This window comes from Pedobacter agri (assembly GCF_032678665.1).
Lineage (GTDB): Bacteria > Bacteroidota > Bacteroidia > Sphingobacteriales > Sphingobacteriaceae > Pedobacter > Pedobacter agri_A.
Map to the genome: position 1 here is coordinate 162296 of NZ_JAVTSH010000001.1, position 17742 is coordinate 180037.

The 17742-nt window shown below is 37.1% G+C and carries 12 protein-coding genes; 7 read left to right on the forward strand and 5 right to left on the reverse strand.

Annotated elements, in window-relative coordinates; translation table 11 throughout:
* Positions 1–9 precede the first annotated feature (9 nt).
* Both R2Q70_RS00835 and R2Q70_RS00840 read left to right on the forward strand, forming a co-directional pair.
* Complete coding sequence (locus tag R2Q70_RS00835) at positions 10–2361, forward strand: efflux RND transporter permease subunit (RefSeq protein WP_316805798.1); 2352 nt, start codon at positions 10–12, stop codon at positions 2359–2361.
* A gap of 65 nt (positions 2362–2426) precedes the next feature.
* Complete coding sequence (locus R2Q70_RS00840) at positions 2427–3050, forward strand: hypothetical protein (RefSeq protein WP_316805799.1); 624 nt, start codon at positions 2427–2429, stop codon at positions 3048–3050.
* Positions 3051–3248: 198 nt separating this feature from the next.
* On the opposite strand, the gene R2Q70_RS00845 is transcribed toward R2Q70_RS00840, so the two are convergent.
* A complete protein-coding gene (locus R2Q70_RS00845; protein WP_316805800.1) occupies positions 3249–3521 on the reverse strand; it encodes an isoleucyl-tRNA synthetase in 273 nt (90 codons plus the stop codon).
* Positions 3522–3789: 268 nt separating this feature from the next.
* On the opposite strand from R2Q70_RS00845, the gene ileS reads away from it, so the two are divergent.
* From ileS to R2Q70_RS00865, 4 genes are all read left to right on the forward strand, one after another.
* Entirely contained in the window at positions 3790–7200 is a 3411-nt protein-coding gene (gene ileS, locus R2Q70_RS00850) for an isoleucine--tRNA ligase (RefSeq protein WP_316805801.1), read from the forward strand.
* A gap of 30 nt (positions 7201–7230) precedes the next feature.
* The gene (locus R2Q70_RS00855; protein WP_010600357.1) at positions 7231–7614 is read left to right on the forward strand and encodes a TraR/DksA family transcriptional regulator; all 384 of its coding nucleotides are present in this window, start codon (positions 7231–7233) and stop codon (positions 7612–7614) included.
* A complete protein-coding gene (locus R2Q70_RS00860) occupies positions 7614–8216 on the forward strand; it encodes a lipoprotein signal peptidase (RefSeq protein ID WP_116169218.1) in 603 nt (200 codons plus the stop codon). Before R2Q70_RS00855 ends, R2Q70_RS00860 begins: the two co-directional genes overlap by 1 nt.
* Positions 8217–8751: 535 nt before the next feature.
* Complete coding sequence (locus tag R2Q70_RS00865) at positions 8752–9273, forward strand: DUF4269 domain-containing protein (protein ID WP_316805802.1); 522 nt, start codon at positions 8752–8754, stop codon at positions 9271–9273.
* 142 nt (positions 9274–9415) lie between these two features.
* On the opposite strand, the gene R2Q70_RS00870 is transcribed toward R2Q70_RS00865, so the two are convergent.
* From R2Q70_RS00870 to R2Q70_RS00885, 4 genes are all read right to left on the reverse strand, one after another.
* Positions 9416–9775: a DUF2809 domain-containing protein gene (locus tag R2Q70_RS00870; RefSeq protein WP_316805803.1), complete on the reverse strand. Its 360-nt coding sequence runs from the start codon at positions 9773–9775 to the stop codon at positions 9416–9418.
* Between the two features lie 391 nt (positions 9776–10166).
* Positions 10167–11393 (reverse strand): 2-oxoglutarate dehydrogenase complex dihydrolipoyllysine-residue succinyltransferase, encoded by a 1227-nt coding sequence (odhB, locus tag R2Q70_RS00875; protein ID WP_316805804.1) that lies wholly within the window; start codon positions 11391–11393, stop codon positions 10167–10169.
* 116 nt (positions 11394–11509) lie between these two features.
* A complete protein-coding gene (locus R2Q70_RS00880) occupies positions 11510–14308 on the reverse strand; it encodes a 2-oxoglutarate dehydrogenase E1 component (protein WP_316805805.1) in 2799 nt (932 codons plus the stop codon).
* Positions 14309–14628: 320 nt separating this feature from the next.
* Positions 14629–15903 carry a DASH family cryptochrome gene (locus R2Q70_RS00885; protein WP_316805806.1) on the reverse strand — a complete coding sequence of 425 codons (1275 nt, stop codon included), beginning with the start codon at positions 15901–15903 and terminating at the stop codon, positions 14629–14631.
* Between the two features lie 177 nt (positions 15904–16080).
* Between R2Q70_RS00885 and R2Q70_RS00890 the strand changes: the two genes are divergently transcribed.
* Positions 16081–17691 carry a DUF4139 domain-containing protein gene (locus tag R2Q70_RS00890; protein WP_316805807.1) on the forward strand — a complete coding sequence of 537 codons (1611 nt, stop codon included), beginning with the start codon at positions 16081–16083 and terminating at the stop codon, positions 17689–17691.
* Positions 17692–17742 lie beyond the last annotated feature (51 nt).

The following is a 17742-nucleotide window of genomic DNA, read 5'->3' on the forward strand; positions in this document are numbered from 1 at the left end:
AGACAACACATGTGGGTTAAGCTATCGAGGTTTATTCTTCAGAACCGTATTGCGATAATTATATTTTTCGTACTTGGTACAGTTTTCATGGCTTATCAAGCCAAAAATGTCAAACTTTCTTATACCGGAAGCAAAATCCTGCCTGTAACCGACAGCGCCTTTGTAAAATATAATAACTTCAAAAAAACTTTTGGTGAGGATGGAAGCGTGATGGTTGTTGGTATACAATCACCTGATATTTTCAAGAAAGATATTTATAACAAGTGGGTTCAGTTATCTAATGAAATTCAAAAACTAAAAGGAATAAAGGCTGTCTTATCTTCCGGTCGGATTTTCCAACTTGAAAAGGATACCGTTGAGCAAAAGTTTGTATTAAAGGCCATTCCAAATGGCTTAGTGAAAACGGATGCTGAAATGGATTCTATTAAAAGCACATTATTTAACACGCCATTTTTTGAAGGCTTAGTTTACAATAAACAAAATGCCACTTTGATGGCCATTACCTTCGACACAAAAATTCTAAACTCCGCTGAACGAAATCCAATTTTAAAGCGGATTGAGGAGAAAGCGAAAGCCTTTCAGGAACAAACAAAAATACAAGTTCATATCTCTGGTCTGCCCTACATCCGTACTGCGGTAAGTAAACTGGTTAGCAACGAATTCGTTCTGTTTTTAGGCTTATCAATCCTAGTTTCAGCACTTATTTTATTGATATTTTTCAGGAAGTTTTCTGCAGTGTTTTACCCAATCCTGGTGGTAGTGATGGGCGTAATCTGGAGTATTGGCACACTGGTTTTGTTCGGCTATGAACTGACCATTTTAACCGGATTGATTCCACCGCTTATTGTAATTATTGGTATCCCTAACAGTATTTTGCTGCTCAATAAATATCAAAATGAACTTCGGAAAGATGGCGATAAACAAAGGGCTTTAAGCGTTACGATTGAAAGAATTGCTGTAACTACATTGATCGCAAACATTACTGCAGCTATAGGTTTTGGCGTTTTATATTTCACAGGCAGCGAATTATTGATGCAGTTTGGTAGCGTAGCTTCAATAAACGTGATGATTACCTGGTTAATGTGTCTGTGTTTAATCCCAATTATTTTCAGTTACCTGCCTGCTCCTAAACTGAAAGCACAAACACATTTGGAAGAAGGTTTTCTGCACAAGTTATTGGTTAAAACCAATCACCTTGTTCAGCAGAAAAGCAGTCTGATTTATATTGGAACAATCATCATTTCCATTATTGCCTTTATTGGCGTAATGAAAATTAATGTAAATGGTTATGTAGTTGATGACTTGCCTAAAAGCTCAACGATTCTGGCAGACCTAAAATTCTTTGAGAAAAATTTCGAAGGGATTTTGCCTTTAGAAGTGAGCGTAGATACCAGGAAAAAGAATGGTGTTTTCAACCTGACTAACCTAAAGCGAATGGAGAAAATGGAAAAGATGATTGCGGCTTATCCTGAATTTTCACGCTCGATTTCGGTGAACATGGGCTTAAAGTATGCTACTCAGGCATTCTACAATAATGACTCAACATTTTTCCGTTTGCCAGATAATATGGAGAAAAACTTCATCCTGGCCTACATCGCAAGCGGTGGAAAAGGCAATGCAAGTTTGTTAACTAATTTTGTGAGTAAAGGCAATCAAAGCACAAGAATAAGCTTTCAGATGGCCGATGTGGGCTCGAAACGGCTAGATGCAATTATGGCTGAACTAAAACCCCGCATCGACAGCATTTTACCTCCGGATAAATTTGATGTAGAGCTAACTGGCTCCAGCATCATTTTTTCAAAAGGAACGGATTACATGCTCAAACACCTGTTTGAAAGTATTGGACTGGCAATTGTGCTGATCTCGCTTCTTCGCCTGGCTCAATTCAAAAGTTTGGGTATTATGTTCATTTCCCTACTGCCGAACATTGTTCCTTTAATTATTACAGCTGGAATTATGGGTTATTTTGGCATCTCCTTAAAACCATCAACCATTTTAATTTTTACTATTGCTTTCGGATTGGCGTCTGACCAAACCATATACTTTCTTACCCGATACCAACAAGAGTTAAACCTGACAAATTTTAGCGTACCGAAAGTAATAACAGATACCATTACCGAAACTGGGGTAAGCATGACGCACATTGCTTTAATTTTATTCTTTGGCTTTGGAATTTTTACCGCCTCAACTTTCGGCGGAACAGTTATTCTAGGCCTACTCCTTTCAATAACTTTATTTGTCGCCTTGATTTTCAACCTAACTTTATTACCAGCTTTAGTATTGTGGTTAGATGAAAAGAAAGTTAGGAAGATGGTTTCTGATGAAGAATCGGCTAGAAACGCAGGAGATTTTGATCACTAAATCAAACCTATAAGGTTTTTAAAACCTTTTAGATTAATTATATTATCTTTAAGAAAAAAATTGCCATGAAATATTTAGATAAATTTCATCCCGACAATTTTTATCACATCTTTAATCATGCTGTTGGAAAAGAGAACCTCTTTTCGAAACATGAAAATTACATTTTCTTTCTTAACAAATTCGATAGCTACCTAACTCCTATCGCTAAAACATTTTGTTATTGTTTAATGCCAAATCATTTTCATATTTTAATACAAATCAGAAATGAAAGGGTAATAAGAGCGTTAGCTGAGAACAATCTCGCAGATTTCGATTTTCACAAATTTGTAATGCAAAAACTGAGCAATTTTTTAAATGCTTATGCCAAAGCGTTTAACAAGCAAAACAACAGAAAAGGAGCACTATTTTTAGACTTTACAAAAAGAGTGCAAATTAATGATGAATCTTGTTTTGTCAAGTTAATCAACTATATCCATCAAAATCCAGTGCATCATCAGTTTTGCAAATCTCCAAATGATTGGAGTTATTCATCTTATAATTCAATAATTTCAAAAAATAAAAACACAAAATTAGAAAGAAATGCTGTTTTTGATTGGTTCGGTGGCATTGAAGAGTTTGTAACATTTCACAAAAAAGAAAAATTTTCAGATTTTGATTTTCCAACCTATAAGGTTTTAAAAACCTTATAGGTTTAAATAGTTTCTTATTCTAAATGTGGTTATCTAAACCTGATGGCAGCGTGCACGAGCGAAATTTTTCATTGAGCGAGTAAAGCGAACAGCAGGACGAATGTTAAAATGAAATGCAGGTTTTGCTTTTCAAAAAATTATTTAAACCACGTTAGGCATTTAAGAAGATATAAGCTCGTAATCGAACAACAAGCCAATCTACTCCTTCGCGGGCTTTTCATCCTCTTCGTCTACTGGAACAGGAATTGTAGGATCAGTAACAATTTCTGCTTTACCGTCACCATCATTCTTTGCAAAAAGAATTGGATACAACATCCACAGTGCACCAACCATTACCAATACGCCCGCAAGGATTTGCAGATATCTGGCCCAACTTACTTCATAGGCAGATAAAATTCGATAAGCGATAAACGAAAGCACGCCAAGTATAAGCACCAAAACGGCTTTTTGTAATTTGAGTAACTTGATCATGGGTTCATTCGTTTAAGTTTAACAATATGAACTAAAACAAAGATGAGTCCAATTAGTTCGAGTAAGCCACAGAAATAAAATGCATACAACATAAAATCCCGGTTTACAGGATTTGTAACAGCCACAATTGGAAGCGCAATCACAGCCAAAATCATCAACGAAAGTCCGATATTAAATAATTTCACCCCAAAAGTATTTACATCAAAACTACCGAATTTGAGCGAAAAATTTTAACTTTGCAACCTTAATTTTTTGAGGTACTTGATTGATGTATAACGAATTTAAACAATTAGACCTTGCCAAAATAGGGCAAGAAATACTGGATTTTTGGAAAGAAGAAAACATCTTTGAAAAGAGCATTTCTTCACGCCCGAAATCTAATCCGTTTACTTTTTACGAAGGACCACCGTCTGCCAATGGTATGCCGGGGATTCACCACGTAATGGCTCGTGCTATTAAAGATATTTTTTGCCGCTACAAAACAATTAAGGGTTATCAGGTTAAACGTAAAGCCGGCTGGGATACCCATGGCCTGCCTGTAGAGCTTGGTACTGAAAAAGAATTGGGTATTACCAAGGAAGATATTGGTAAAACCATCTCTATTGAAGATTACAACGAAGCCTGTAAAAAAACAGTAATGCGTTACACTGATGTATGGAACGATTTAACTGAGAAAATGGGCTATTGGGTTGATATGGACGATCCATACATCACTTACAAATCGAAATATATGGAATCGGTTTGGTGGCTTTTAAAACAGATCTACGAGAAAGGACTAATTTATAAAGGTTATACTATACAACCCTATTCGCCGAAGGCAGGAACAGGTTTAAGCTCGCACGAGGTAAACCAACCTGGTGCCTACCGCGATGTTACCGATACGACAATTGTTGCGCAGTTTAAGGCTTTAGCTGATACGTTACCGGCATTTCTACAAGGTTTCGGCGAGATTTATTTGATGGCCTGGACCACAACTCCATGGACTTTACCATCGAATACCGCTTTAACTGTTGGGCCAAAAATTGATTATGTTTTAGTAAAAACTTTTAACCAGTATACGTTTTTGCCAACGAATGTTATTTTGGCTAAAAACCTGGTTGCAAAGCAGTTCAGCAAAACTTTCTTTGAAAGTAATGAAGCTGAAGACTTTACAAATTTTAAGGCTGGCGATAAGAAAATCCCTTACCAAATTCTTGCAGAATGCAAAGGAACTGAATTGGTTGGCATTAAATACGAGCAACTTTTAACTTACGCTTTACCATACAACAATCCAGAAAATGCTTTCCGCGTAATTTCTGGAGATTTTGTAACTACTGAAGATGGTACCGGTATTGTACACACCGCTCCAACTTTTGGTGCAGATGATGCTAAAGTTGCGAAAGAAGCAGTTCCTGAAATTCCACCTATGTTGGTACTGGATGACAACGATATTCTTGTTCCACTGGTAGATTTACAAGGGAAATTCACCAAACATGTTGGTCCGTTCGCGGGCAAATATGTTAAAAATGAATATTATAATGCTGGCGAAGCACCTGAGAAATCAGTTGATGTTGAAATCGCGATCTTATTAAAAGAAGAAAACAAGGCTTTTAAAGTAGAGAAATACGTTCACAGTTATCCGCACAGCTGGAGAACTGATGAGCCGCTTTTATACTATCCATTAGATTCATGGTTCATTAAGGTTACAGAGGTTAAAGACAGAATGTTCGACCTGAATGAAACCATTAACTGGAAGCCAAAATCTACGGGAGAAGGCCGTTTTGGTAACTGGTTAAAAAACGCAAACGATTGGAATCTATCGCGTTCGAGATATTGGGGTATTCCTCTACCTATCTGGAGAACGGAAGATAAAAAAGAAGAAGTTTTAATTGGTTCTGTTGAGGAACTATACCATGCGATCGAAAAATCTATAGCAGCAGGTTTCCAGAAAGAGAATCCATTCAAAGGATTTGAAATTGGCAACATGTCTGAAGAGAACTATGATTTAATCGACTTGCATAAAAATGTAGTTGACCAGATCGTTTTGGTTTCGCCGTCAGGCAAACCAATGGTCCGCGAAAGCGATTTAATTGATGTTTGGTTCGATTCTGGCGCCATGCCTTATGCACAGTGGCACTACCCTTTCGAAAACAAAGAAAGTATTGATGGAAATGAGGATTTCCCGGCAGATTTTATTGCCGAAGGTGTAGACCAAACCCGTGGATGGTTTTATACTCTGCATGCCATTTCTACTTTAGTTTTTGATAAGATCGCTTACAAAAACGTGGTTTCGAATGGATTGGTGTTGGATAAAAATGGGCAGAAAATGTCTAAACGTTTAGGCAACGCTGCCGATCCTTTTCAAACCATTAATAAATATGGTGCCGATGCCACTCGCTGGTACATGATTTCAAATGCCAATCCTTGGGATAACCTCAAATTTGACATCGACGGAATTGAAGAAGTGCGTCGTAAATTCTTCGGAACACTTTACAATACTTATGCTTTCTTTGCTTTATATGCTAATATTGATAAGTTCGAAATTGATAAAAACAACTTAAGCAATGTTGCGGATAGAACCGAATTAGACCGTTGGATTTTATCGTTATTGCAGAACTTAATTAACGAAGTTGATGAGGCTTACAATGCATACGAGCCAACTAAAGCAACTCGTGCCATTCAAGCTTTTGTTGATGAGCATTTAAGCAACTGGTACATCAGGTTAAGTCGCCGCCGTTTCTGGAAAGGTGAAATGACTGATGATAAACGTGCTGCTTACGAAACGCTTTATACTTGCTTAGAAACTTTAGCACAGCTGATGAGCCCTGTTGCGCCTTTCTTTGCTGATTGGTTATATAGAAATTTAAGTGTGAATGATAAAAATGCGGAACAATCTGTTCATTTAACTTTATGGACGGCGGCCGACGAAAGCCTAATCGACACAGATTTGAACGAACGTATGGTTTACGCTCAGGATATTTCTTCGATGGTATTATCGTTGCGTAAAAAATCTAGCATCAATGTCCGTCAGCCCTTAGAAAAAATCTTAATTCCATCTTTAAATGGCGATTTCGAGCAGAAAATTGGCAAAGTAGCCGATTACATCTTATCAGAAACAAACATTAAGCATATCGAGTTTATTACCGATACGCAGGGCATCGTGAAGAAAAAGGTAAAACCTAACTTTAAGGTTTTAGGCGCAAAGGTTGGCAAAAGTATGAAAGCCGTCGCTGATGCGATTAATAACTTTACTCAGGAGAACATTTTTGAGTTAGAAAAAGAAGGTCAAATAAGTATTTCAACGGATCCAAAACTTGGTGAAAGTATCAATTACGATGTTCAATTATCAGATGTTGAAATTATTGCCGAAGATATTCCGGGATGGCAGGTTACTAACTTAGGTAGTTTAACTGTGGCATTGGATGTAACGATTTCTGAAGAACTGAAACAAGAAGGAATCTCCCGCGAACTGGTAAACCGGATACAAAATTTGCGCAAGGAATTAAACTTTGAAGTAACCGACAAGATAAAGGTTAGTTTACAAAATGATAATCTTGTTGCCACTGCAGTTGCTAAAAACAAGGCATACATTTGCGCAGAAATTTTAGCAGAGGAGTTAGAATTAACAGATACTGTAACAGATGCAAACAAAATCACCATTGATGATGTTGAGTTAAGCATTTCAGTAACTAAAATATAAATCCATATATTAGAAAACTAAATTAAAAACATGGAAAACAGTAACAAAACACGCTACTCAGACAGTGAACTTCAAGAATTTAAAGAATTAATTCAAGATAAATTACGCATGGCGAAAGAAGAACTTAACGCATTAACATCATCGTTAAGTAACCCTAACGCAAATGGCACAGAAGATACTTCGGGAGCTTACAAAACTTTAGAAGATGGTTCGGCAACCATGGAGAAAGAGCAAATCAATCAATTGGCTGCCCGTCAGAAAAAATTCATTGATAACCTGGAAAACGCTTTGGTTCGTATCGAAAACAAAACCTATGGTATTTGTCGTGAAACAGGCAAATTGATCCAAAAAGAACGTTTACGTGCGGTTCCTCACGCTACTTTAAGCATGGAAGCTAAATTAAAGCAGAGTTAATGAAAGGCTATACAAAACCTTTAATTATTATCTTTTTGGTTTTATTGGCCGACCAGCTGATTAAAACCTGGGTTAAAACCAACATGTACCTTGGTCAGGAATTCAATATTATTGGTAAATGGTTCATCATCCATTTTACCGAAAATAATGGAATGGCTTTCGGGATGGAGTTTGGTGGAGAATTTGGAAAATTAGCATTGTCATTATTCCGCATTGCGGCAGTTGGCGGAATAGGCTATGGATTACACTACCTGATTAAGCATAAATATCATCGTGGCTTAATCTTAAATGTAGCTTTAATCTTTTCTGGTGCGCTTGGAAACATTATTGATTCGGTATTCTATGGCAAAATTTATGGCTATGAAACCTGGTTTCATGGTCGTGTAGTTGATATGTTTTATTTTCCAATTGCCGAAGGGCATTTCCCAAGCTGGATTCCGATTTGGGGAGGAGATGAATTTATATTCTTCAGACCGGTTTTTAACCTTGCAGATGCTGCGATTTCTGTTGGTGTGATCTTGATCTTAATCTTCCAGAAGAACTATTTTAAAGAAGATGTAAAAGACGATGTAAGCATCAATAGCGAGATTGTGGAAGATTAATTAAAATTCGTCATGCTGAACTCGTTTCAGCATCTCACTTAATAAAGACGCTGAAATAAATTCAGACCGACGTTCAAAATCCCATTTCTTAACGGAAATGGGATTTTTTATTTTAACCTCTACTTGTTCACGGTTGTGATTTAGAAAAGGCTAATGCACTCCCGCTCCTGAAAGAGAGGGATTAAATAATACTGCACATTCATAAATGCAAAATGTCATTCTGAGCTTGTCGAAGAACGTCAACAGTTTATACAAATCGCATGTTAAAGAAACATTGGTTTGCAGCAAAAACTCTGTTTCGCTCTTCGAGGAGAGGGATTTACTATACAGATAAAATAATGCTGCCTTTAACTGGGAGAAGTTTTTGAAAAGCAAATCCTCTACTCAAAACAAAGTTTCTTCCCGCTATCCTTACTGCCAATGAGGCCTGCTTGTCAACTATCTTTTTGCTAAAAAACAACGAAAGAGTTGAAACGCATTGGCATTCATACTATCGGGTTTATTAACTTTGGATACTGCAAGAAACAAAAATCGTATGGCGCCAAATCCAAACTTCCTCAATATATTTTACCTAAAAAACGGGAATGAACGGCAAAAGAAAGCTTATCAGGTTTTAACGGAAAATAATGTTTTAGAAAAGCTTAATCGCTTTGCTCCCATTTTGGTTGGCACTATTCCCATCAACATCGCTATAGAAAACAGCGATTTGGACATCATCTGTGATGTGAATGACGAAGAAGAATTTATAACTACCTTAAAAAATCATTTTCAAAATGAAAAAGGTTTTGTAATTTCTAAGAACCAAAACTTCCATGCTGTAAAATCTAACTTCTTGATCGAAGATTTTGAAATCGAAATATTCGGACAAAACATCCCAACACAACAACAAAATGCCTACCGTCACATGCTTATTGAGCATAGAATACTATTGGAAAAAGGCGAGGAATTCAGGCTACAGGTTATTGAATTAAAAAAACAAGGTTTTAAAACCGAGCCAGCTTTTGCAAAGTTGCTGGGATTAGAGGGCGATGCTTACGAAGAACTTTTGAAGGTGTAGATTTTTCGTAATTTAAATGATTAATAAAAATTAAGTTCGTTAATTGCAGCAACCTTGAATATCCTGTCATACTGAGGCACGAAGTATCTGCAACCGACAACACAGATTCTTCGTTCCTCAGAATGACAAATAACTACTCAAATCAATCCCTAAACAACAGACAAATCAAATAACCAACAAAATAAGCCAGCAAATCATAAACAGAAAAGTAAGTGCCTAATACAATACTCCAAAACTTACTATCCTGTAAACCTAACCAGTTTACATAACGCAAAGCCTGCAGAAATTCAATTATAAAGGAAAAAATTAGCACACCCAAGGCTAGCTTTTTATAATTCGTTTTTAAGAATATCCGCAGGAAAGCATAAATTAAAACCACAACCAAAACATCGCCACCAAACGGGCGAATAAAAGCATCATTCAAATACTTTGCGATTAAGATTTCTGCAATAAAAATCGTAATGAAAATGAAGAGAAACTTTAAGTTGAACGTTAATTTCATTTTTGAATATCGTCATTTCGAGCGAAGCCGAGAAATCTTTGAACCGTTGTTAACGAATTTATAAGCACGCTTTCGAACTTTCCGAATGTTTTGAGATCGAGAATACGAGTAAAAACCCAGTATCGAATGAATTTTCATAGTGCTATTATCAAACGGTCGTCACCCTGAATTTATTTCAGGGTCTTATTGTGCATATTTTTATTACCAAGAAAGATGCTGAATTAAATTCAGCATGACGAGGCGGCAAGCCGAAATCCATAGAGCGATGTCTATTATATTTAATGAAAATGTTTTCGTACCCCAAGCCTCTTACCTCGCAATGATGAGTGTCGAAAATAAAAAAGCCTCGACCAAAATGGTCGAGGCTTTATATCTTGAGATGGTTTTAAGACTATACGCCTAATAATAATCTCGCTGGGTCTTCTAACAATTGTTTAACACGAACTAAGAAACCAACTGACTCACGTCCGTCGATAATTCTGTGGTCGTAAGATAAAGCAACATACATCATCGGACGAATCACCACTTCACCTTTTTCAGCAATTGGGCGCTCAATAATATTGTGCATACCTAAAATAGCCGATTGTGGTGCATTTATAATCGGAGTCGACATCATCGAACCAAACACACCACCATTCGTGATTGTGAATGTTCCGCCAGTCATTTCCTCAATAGTTAACTTACCATCACGAGCTTTTAAAGCTAAAGCCAAAACAGATTTTTCAATTTCTGCCAAACTCATGCTTTCTGCATTACGAATAACAGGTACTACTAAACCTTTTGGAGCTGAAACGGCAATTGAAACATCAGCAAAATTATTGTAAACAATTTCTTCACCTTCAATACGGGCATTAACCGCTGGGAAATCTTTTAAAGCCTCAGTTACTGCTTTGGTAAAAAAGCTCATGAAACCCAATCCAACGCCAAATTTCTCTTTGAAAGAATCTTTATATTTTGAACGCAAATCCATAATTGGCTTCATATTAACCTCGTTAAAAGTAGTTAACATGGCCGTTTCGTTTTTAACAGAAACTAAACGTTTTGCAACCGTTTTACGCAATGGCGACATTTTCTCACGACGCTCAGAACGTGCACCAGCCGGAGCTGCAACTTCAGGAGCTGCGGCTTTAGGGCTTTCAGCTTTAGCCTTTCCGCTTTCCGCTTTAACAGCATCATCTTTAGTAATACGACCATCAACACCAGTACCTTTTACCGCACCAGCATCAATACCTTTTTCAGCAAGAATTTTTCCTGCTGCAGGAGATGGCGTTCCAGTTGCGTAGCTTTCACCAGACTTTTCTGCAACAGGAGCCGAAGTTTTATCTTCTGCAACAACTGCTTTTTCTTCTGCTTTAGGGGCATCAGCTTTTGCAGGTGCTGCGCCACCATCCTCAATTTTACAAACTACTGCACCAATGGCTAAAGTATCGCCTTCAGCAGCTATGGTTCTTAAAGTTCCCGCTTGTTCTGCTGTTAATTCGAAAGTAGCTTTATCTGATTCTAATTCAGCAATAACTTCATCCATTTCAACAACATCGCCATCTTTTTTTAACCATTGTGATAAAACAACTTCCGTTATCGACTCACCAACAGGTGGAACTTTTATTTCTAAACTCATAATGTTTAATATGTCTTTATTAGCTTCTAATTTTTATATAATTACCAATGTTCAATAATCAATTATCAAATCTATCGGCACACTTATGTTTGAAATTTGATTATTGTACATTCACCTTAATCGGCTTCGGCCAATTTTTTGCTTGCCTTTTTTGTGGCTTCTTTAACTTCCTCTTTTTTAACCGGAAGCTCTAAAGCCTTTGCTAAAATGTAAGCTTGCTGGTTAGCGTGTTGTTTTGCAAAACCGGTTGCCGTACTGCTGCTTTCTTTTCTAGAAATAACATCAATACCTTTAAGCTCAGTTTTGTAAAGGCGGCGGAATAAATATGGCCATGCGCCCATGTTTTCTGGTTCCTCCTGTACCCAGAAAATTTCATCGGCATTTTTATATTTTGTTTTAATGGCTTCCATTTGATCAACAGGCGTTGGATACAGTTGTTCTACACGCACCAATGCTACAAGCTTAACTTTATCTGCTTGTTGTTTCTCTAACAATTCGTAGTAAATTTTACCGCTACAGAAAACAATACGTGTTACATCTGCAACTTTAACATTTACATCATCAATTACTTCTTTAAAACCGCCTTCTGTAAATTCATCTAATTTAGATACACATGCTGGGTGGCGCAATAAACTCTTTGGAGAGAATACCACCAATGGTTTACGGAAATCGCGTTTAAACTGACGGCGTAAAACGTGGAAGAAGTTTGCTGGTGTAGTACAGTTTACAACTTGCATGTTGTAATCTGCACAAAGCTCCATAAAACGTTCAATACGTGCCGATGAGTGCTCCGGTCCCTGACCTTCGTAACCGTGAGGCAATAACATGACCAAACCGTTTTCACGTTGCCATTTGGTTTCCGCACTTGCAATATACTGATCGACAACAATTTGTGCCCCGTTAAAGAAATCGCCAAACTGTGCTTCCCAGATAGTTAATGCGTTTGGATTAGCCATCGCATAACCATACTCAAAACCTAAAACACCATACTCTGATAAATGCGAATTGTAAATATCAAATTGTGCCTGTTGGTCTGAAATATTTGCTAACGGTACATATTCTTCCTCACTATCTTCTAAAGTTAATACCGCATGGCGATGTGAGAAAGTACCACGTTCAACATCCTGACCGCTTAAACGAACACGTTTTCCTTCTGACAATAAAGTACCGTAAGCCAGTTGTTCGCCCATTGCCCAATCGAAAACATTGGTTTCGTTGATCATTTTAGTACGTTCTGCAAATAATTTTTCAATTTTTTTGAAGAATTTTTTATTAGATGGTAAGGTTGTGATGCGTTTACCAATTTCTAATAAGGTAGCTTTTTTTACCGCCGTAACCGGAGATTTATCAAAATCTTTCGGCGTAGCCATACGTAAATCTGCCCATGCACCGCCAAATTTTATTTCAGCATTACCGGCAACAAATTCTTTAGCTTCATTTAAACGTTCTTGCAAAATGCCACGGAAATCTTTTTCCATTTCTTTTGCTAAGCCCGCTTCCAATTTACCTTCTTTGGTTAATTGCTCGATATAAATTTCCCTTGGATTAGGGTGTTTTTCAATTGTTTTGTACAATAAAGGCTGCGTGAACTTAGGTTCATCAGACTCATTGTGGCCGAAACGACGGTAACATAAAATATCGATAAAAACATCATTTTTATATTTCTGGCGATATTCCATGGCCAAATTAATGGCGTAAACCAATGCCTCAGGATCATCTCCATTTACGTGGAAAACCGGCGACAAGGTCACTTTAGCGATATCTGTACAATATGTACTGGTACGGGCATCTTTGTAATTGGTAGTAAAACCAATTTGGTTATTAATCACTAAGTGAATCGTTCCACCAGTTTTATAACCTTCCAAACCTGCCATTTGAATCACTTCGTAAACAATACCTTGCCCTGCAACCGAAGCATCACCGTGAATTAAGATTGGAGCTAAACGGCTGTTGTCGCCGCCGTATTTGAAATCAATTTTTGAACGGCTCATACCTTCAACCACCCCATCAACCGTTTCCAGGTGTGATGGATTTGGACAAAGACTCAAGTGAACACTTTTACCAGCAACTGTGGTTACATCAGTTGAGTAACCTAAGTGGTATTTTACGTCTCCACCGAATGGGGTATCCGGATTATAGCTTTTGCCTTCAAATTCAGCAAAAATGTCTTTGTAAGTTTTTTGCATGATATTTGCCAACACGTTCAAACGACCGCGGTGTGCCATACCAATTACAAATTCTTCAATACCTAAATCTGCACCTTTTTCAATAACAGAATCCAATGCCGGAATTAAAGCCTCAGCACCCTCTAAAGAGAAACGTTTTTGGCCTAAAAATTTCGTTCCTAAAAAGTTCTCGAAACTTACTGCCTCATTTAGTTTTCGTAAAATGCGTTTCTTCTCGTCGATAGAGAAGTTAGGCGTATTACGTGCACTTTCCATTTTTTGTTGAATCCAGTTCAACACTTCAGGCGTACGTAAAAATTTATATTCTGCTCCGATAGAGCTGGTGTAGGTTTGTTTTAAAAACGCAACGATATCTTTCAATTTTGCTGCGCCAATTCCGATTTCGACACCAGAATTAAAAACTGTTTCTAAATCTGCATCAGACAAACCGAAATTAGATAGCTCTAAACTTGGTTGATGTTTGCGTCTTTCACGAACAGGATTGGTATGTGTAAATAAATGACCGCGACTTCTGTAACCGTCGATCAAATTTAAAACACTAACCTCTTTTAAAAATTGTTCCGGAGTTTCAGCCGTTACTGAAGGTGCTTCTGCACTTCTTCCGAAATCGAAACCCTCAAAAAACTTCTGCCAACCAAACTCAACTGATTCAGGATCTTGCTGATACGACTGATATAAAGAATCTATATATTCGGCGTTTTCGCCACTAAGATAAGATAAACTACCCATTATTAACTGTTTACTATAAGCGTTACAAAATTAGAATTTTACCTTATATAAATGGTAAAAAACTGGATTAATTGCACAAAAAAATATATTTAGAAACATTCTGACTTTCAGTAGAAATAATTCGTCTGACAGAAGAGAAAGATTTATCAAAAGCTAGAGCAAAACACAAGCCAGTATTAATTAATGAGGTAGTTTTAATTAGTGAATTAGCAGATTGATGATTTTTAATTTAATCTTGCAAAATAGCTATCATTCAAAAACCAGTCATTCAATGAATCAAACAATCAATCAATCAATCACTCCATCATTCAATAATTCCTTTAAGAAGCCCAGGTGAGTGCGTAATTTCCTTTGGGATCTAAATTTTTGATGTTTTTATCCAAATCAAAAACACTTTTTGATTTTTGATCGTTTCCGACACCGGCAACATTTGCCCAATTGCCCCAATTGCTTGCAGGATTGTAGTCGATTAATTTTTCTTCAAAATACGCAGCTCCGAAAACCCAGCTCACTTCAAGGTTATTGATTAAATAGAGTGCTGCAGTTTGACGGGCAATGTTCGAAATAAAGCCGGTTTGATTCAGCTCAGTCATCACGGCATCAACCACTGCAAAACCCGTTTGCCCGGTTTTCCACTTATTGAAATTTTCCTGCTCATTCTCGGTATCCACCAAACCCTGGCTTCCAAAACCGTTAGGACTAAAGAAGGTATTGCCGTATTTTTTGAACATAAAGCGAAAATAGTCTCTCCACAACAAGCCGAGCAATATATGGTTAAACATGGCTTTTGTATTTGGAACACCTTCCATTTTTTTAATTTCCCAGTATACTTTTCTCGGCGAAAGACTACCCATAGCAAGCCAGGCCGAAAGTTTAGAGGCGAGGATCAAATTTTTTGCGGTAGCTGCCTGTTGCATGGCTACAATCACTTTCTGAAGATGAGCCAAACCTTCGGCTTCACCCCCGGTAAATTCAAAATCAGCACGCTGATCTTTTTCGTGCGGCGAGAGATGCAATTCTTCTAAGGATGAAAGCGTCCCCCAATCGATTACTTCGGCAACATTAATGCGATCAGGAGCTAGAAAGCAAGGTTTAATGATAGAATCCCGTTCGATTTTTTTCTTAAACTGGTTAAATGCATCAGGTATATCCTTTATTGGAAAAGGTAGATCTTCTTTATTGTATAAGGTATGGCCGATGAAATGCTTCAAATTAACACGGAGTTTCCACAAAGCATTTTCCACCAACGTAGATACATGGGTTTCTTCTCTTGCTACTTCCCGGTGATGATAAACTTCGGTAATTTCGTATTCCTGAACTAATTGAGGGATAATTTCTTCCGGATTTCCTTCAGCAATAAGTAAATTCCCACCAATTTGCTTCAATGATGCCCGAAGCCCTAAAACACTTTCCAAAATAAACTGTGCCCTGATGTTACCGGTTTTTAGTGTTCCATATTTCGTTTCACCAAATGATCGCGAATCAAGAATATAAACCGGCAAAATTGAATCAGATTTGGAAATAGCCTCCACCAGCATTTCATTATCATGCAAACGAAGATCATTTCTAAACCAGACTAAAATTTTTTTTGACATTATTGTTTTCGAAAAGGTTATGAAGAACGCAATTACAAATTTATCTTATTTTTCGTCTGCATCAAAAAGCTGGTTATTTCTTTACATGTACCCAACAAAAAATATTCTGTTATGGAATATCGATAAGTTACACATCCTCTATTCAAATTTTATTTCAACACATAATAAGAAAAATAAATGAAAAAAGGATTTCTGATATTGCTATTCCCATTAAGCGTATTTGCACAACAAATTAAAACAAAGGCTGTACTAGAGGCAGTAACCGTTTACAATAATGGCGCTCAACTTAACCATATTGGCAAGGTAAACCTTCCTTCTGGAACTTCAGAGCTTGTAATTAATAATATCTCCGGACGGGTAATTGAAAATTCAATTCAAGTTGGGGTGAATAGTGGCGTTACCATCCTGTCGGTTCAATTCAATAAAGATTTTTTAAATACAGATGCCGCAAACCCGGAAATTATAAAACTAAATGACAGTGTGAAACGGGTAACTGCAGAATTAACAAAAACCAGAAATGCCAAAATTATTGAAGAACAAACATTGGTATTGTTGGATGAGAATCGAAAATCTGGTGGAACCAACAATGGCACCAATGTAGCGGAGTTGATAAAACTTGCCGAATATTATCGTAATAAAAGCGCTGAAGTGAGAAATGCTATATCTGTGCTGGCATTAACTGAGGAAAAACAAAACCAGCGCTTAAGCGCTTTACAACAACAAATTGCCGAATTAAGAAATAAACCAAATCAACAATTAGGTCAACTGGTTCTTCAGCTGATGGCAAAAGAAAATACTGAGGCAGTTTACAATTTATCTTATGTTACGCCTGCTGCCAATTGGTTAGCCAGTTACGACATCAAGTCGGAGAGCACTGCAAAACCACTTGGAATTGTTTACAAAGCAGCCATTACGCAGAGCACTGGTTTAGACTGGAGGAAAGTAAAGCTTTCCTTATCAACCGGAAACCCGAATTATAACATTACTGCGCCAAATTTAAATCCATGGTTTGTTTCAACTCAATCTCAAATGCAAAATACGTTACAAAGCCGTATACGAGGTTTAGAAAGCAATCAGCTTAATGAGGTGGTAATGATTAGAGGGAACGCCAAAGCAAAACAACAAAATTTAAATGCGTCGGCATCAACAATTAACGATTATACATCAGTTAATGAAAGTCAGCTAGGCGTTACTTTTAATATTGATATCCCCTACGATATCAATAGCGACAATAAACCGCATACTGTTTCCTTTAAAGAGTATGCGGTTCCCGCGAAATATAAATACTATGCAGCTCCAAAATTGAGTAGCGACGCCTATTTATTAGCTGATGTAATGAATTGGGAAAAACTAAACCTTCAGGCTGGCAGTGCAAATATTGTTTTCGAAGGCACTTACACGGGTAAGTCATACATTAATCCGGCAAATATTTCGGATACATTGAGTTTAAGTATGGGTAGAGATAAAAAAATTATCATCACCAAAGAGAAACAGGAAGATTTTAGCAGTACAAAATTAATTGGTGTTAACAAAAAGCAGCTTTTTACCTATCTTATTAAAGTAAGAAACACTAAAAAAGAACCAATTGAACTATCGCTAAAAGATCAATATCCATTATCGTCAGAAAGCGATATTGAAATTGAATTGCTTGAGAATAGTGGGGCTGAAATAAATAAAGAAACCGGAATGCTTTCCTGGCAGCTGAAGATTACACCAAATGAGACAAAAACCATTAAACTCAGTTATGCTCTTAAGGCTCCAAAAGGTAAAATTATTTCAGGGCTGTAAATACATCGTTGGTCTTAGCGTTTAACTAAGGCCAACTTACTTTCTACGCTC